The sequence below is a fragment of the Denitromonas iodatirespirans genome (assembly GCF_018524365.1).
Taxonomy (GTDB): domain Bacteria; phylum Pseudomonadota; class Gammaproteobacteria; order Burkholderiales; family Rhodocyclaceae; genus Nitrogeniibacter; species Nitrogeniibacter iodatirespirans.
In genome coordinates this window covers 1-2,610 of the sequence record NZ_JAEKFT010000074.1, presented here as the reverse complement: position 1 = coordinate 2,610, position 2,610 = coordinate 1, and the positions used below count along the sequence as shown (strand labels likewise).

Sequence of the window (2,610 nt, the reverse complement as noted above, 5' to 3'; positions counted from 1 at the left end):
AAACCGCCCCGGTCGGGGCGGATCAGCGAGAGATATTTGCAGGGGAAGAATCGAGCGGCATCGCCCGAGGACCGGGCTCGTCCAACAAACGGTTCAGATCGTGGATCGCTTCGCGATCACGATCTAACCTTAATCGTTCTGTGCCCTCTATTTTGCGCTGTTCCTGAACCGGAAATAGGCAGACCACGCTGAGTCCTCCTGTTGAGAGATTTCAATGGGAAATGGCGACTGTCCAGACAGCGCGGAATTTAGGACCTTCATGGTTTCCTCTTGATCGCGGGAGTACCATTGCCACTCCTTGACACCGTTGCATGTGACCGCGACTGTCAGGAAAGCTATGCGTTTGGTCTCCAGGGAGTCGAGCAGTTCTTCCAGGAGAACCATTCGGTTATTGTCCGCGTTGGATGGCATGCCGCCCTCGTTCGCAGGCTCATACTTCCATGCGATTGCCATCAGGTGCGGGTACTGCTTGATATCGACACCCCGCGGGATGTCCGACCGAAAACGGACGATCATGGGCTTGCCGTTATCATCACCAGTGGCAACGGTCCACTGATCTTCGGCAATGGGCTTGCCGCAGCCGAATAACCCGAGGATGGACGTGAGCAGTGACATCAACAAGATCCTCTTCATTCATCACTCCACAGAACGCCTCAAACACCGGATTGGTGAAGATGGCGGTTTTTTTGCGTTTTTTGCAAAAAAAGTGACAGCTTTACCAAATCCGAGTGATTTGACTTGTTAGAATTTTTATTCATTATTTTGCCCGAAAGTTAGACGGTTACCATCAGGGTCTAAAATTGAAAATTCTTTCATTCCCCAAGTTTGGGTGACTGGTTCCATTGTAATGCCAGCCTTTTCTTGTATTTTAAGGCCTGATTTAACAAATTTATTATAAATTTTGTTAAGGTCTTTTACTCTAATGTAAATTACATTGCCAAAAACACCATCTCCTGAGTGTTCTGACAGATGCACAAAACTGCCGTCCCTTTCTAAGAAAGCATACATAGACATAAATGATTGTGGATCTGGGTCAGGCGCACGAATTATTTTAAAATCTAGTGTTTCAGTGTAAAAGCTGCATGAGACTTTGATATTGCTACATTTAATAAATGGCTCTATTGACATAAACGATTCCAGATTTATTTTATTCTAACGTTTGGTTAAGGGGCGGGCTTTAGCCCGTCCCAGTGAGCGAAGCGAACGATTTGAACCAATTGTTATATCTTATGCGGTATTGCATAGAGGGTAGCACTTGTTTTTTTGATAGAACTCCCAAATCACAAGGCGCTCAACAAGCTTAATGAACGCTTTTCTCTCTATTTCAGGAACGTCATAGCTCACTGAGATGGCAGATACATATAAGTTTTCTGGAGTGAAATTAGCAATTTCATTATTTAGTATTTTTCTTGAGTAACTCCAACCTCCGCTGTGACCTATTTCTTGGGAAAAGGCAGAGCGGCTAAAATTATAAAGTCGCTTGGTGATTTTCTGCCCGGTAGTTTCTCCCACATATATGATTTTGGGGGATGTAACCACGGGTGTTCCTTTCGGGCGCTTATCGAAGTGAGCTAGCAAATATACGCCAGGAAATTTTGCTACCTCATTGCAACGAAATTCATCAAATTTTTGCCACTCAGAAAATTCGGGAATCTCCATGGTGCCTCAGTAAATATAACGCTTTTGTCAGCCGCGTTTTGGTTGTAGTGGATTTTTGTGCAAAGATGGCCGAAGGCCATGCACAAAAAGGAGCGAAGACCAAAACGTCGGCTGGACAAACTTGTTAGCGCTACGGCTATGCCTAGTAAATGCTTGCATATGCGCCCCAAATAGAAAAGAACATTGCGCCTATACCAACGATGAAGAGAAAACAAGCCAACCAGAATAGAAACCACGTAATTCGTCCGTAAGCATCAGGCCCCAACCAGAATATAGTTAGAGGTCGCGAGTAATCTGGCTTTTGATCTTTTCTCACTTTCCGTGCCGTAAGTCGAAAATCAAGGAGCCTAGATATTACAACCATACAGCTAAACAATGAGGCGAGGACTAGTAGGGGGAAAGACAAAGAAAACAAAGATTTAGACACGCAAAGCTGAATAAACTTTTCGTTTTGCAGCAATGAAAGACCCACTGCCAGCGACGAAACCGAAAGGCCAGAAATTAAGGCAACCGCTACTGAAAGCTGAGAAATCGCCAGTCCTTGCCACCGATTGTAAGGATTATCTGCCATATATTTCCTTCACGCTAACGCAAAGTGCAGCCGCATTTTGGCTGGTGTGGAGTTTTGTGTAAACTGGCGAAGCCAGACACAAAACGGAGCACCGGACAAAATGTCGGCTGGCACGCATTGTTACGCTAGCGACTGTAGGTGCTCAACAAACGCACGCTGCGGAGCGGAAGCGTAGCCTTACCATTTAAACGGGATAGTTTGGCAGAGATTTGAACCCAAACCAACCCACAATTTTACCTACTGGAACTGACCCCAGGGCAATTGCATCCAACCATCATATCGGCAGAATCTGTAACACCCGCATGCGCTCATCGTCGTCCCAGCCGGCGCACTTTCGCCGCAGCCTGACGCTGCGCTTTGGATGTGTCGTGTCGAGCTTG

General features: G+C 46.1%; 3 protein-coding genes. All 3 read right to left on the bottom strand.

Going from position 1 to position 2,610, the window contains the following annotated elements; genetic code table 11:
• Positions 1-147 precede the first annotated feature (147 nt).
• Complete coding sequence (locus I8J34_RS23865) at positions 148-615, bottom strand: DUF695 domain-containing protein (RefSeq protein WP_214364133.1); 468 nt, start codon at positions 613-615, stop codon at positions 148-150.
• A 135-nt stretch (positions 616-750) separates the two neighbouring features.
• Positions 751-1,128 carry a bleomycin resistance protein gene (locus tag I8J34_RS23860; protein ID WP_214364132.1) on the bottom strand — a complete coding sequence of 126 codons (378 nt, stop codon included), beginning with the start codon at positions 1,126-1,128 and terminating at the stop codon, positions 751-753.
• A 99-nt stretch (positions 1,129-1,227) separates the two neighbouring features.
• Positions 1,228-1,659 (bottom strand): hypothetical protein, encoded by a 432-nt coding sequence (locus I8J34_RS23855; protein WP_214364131.1) that lies wholly within the window; start codon positions 1,657-1,659, stop codon positions 1,228-1,230.
• Positions 1,660-2,610: the final 951 nt, after the last annotated feature.